At 46.0% G+C, this 211-nt stretch carries 1 tRNA gene; it reads right to left on the reverse strand.

Annotated elements, in window-relative coordinates:
- Positions 1 to 36: 36 nt before the first annotated feature.
- A tRNA-Ala gene (locus PA598K_RS34925) sits at positions 37 to 112 on the reverse strand.
- Positions 113 to 211 lie beyond the last annotated feature (99 nt).

Consider the following 211-nt stretch of genomic DNA (forward strand, 5'->3'; position numbering starts at 1 on the left):
TCCAGTTTTCAAGGTGCAAAAAGACGGAATTGTATTTGGTGGAGACAAGGAGGATCGAACTCCTGACCTCCTGCGTGCAAGGCAGGCGCTCTCCCAGCTGAGCTATGTCCCCAAATCAAATTCCATCAAAACTGAACAAATAGATTCGCGTCGTCAAACCGTTTATCTCATCTTCTACGAGATGAGGTATATCCTTAGAAAGGAGGTGATC

This window comes from Paenibacillus sp. 598K (assembly GCF_003851045.1).
GTDB lineage: Bacteria > Bacillota > Bacilli > Paenibacillales > Paenibacillaceae > Paenibacillus_D.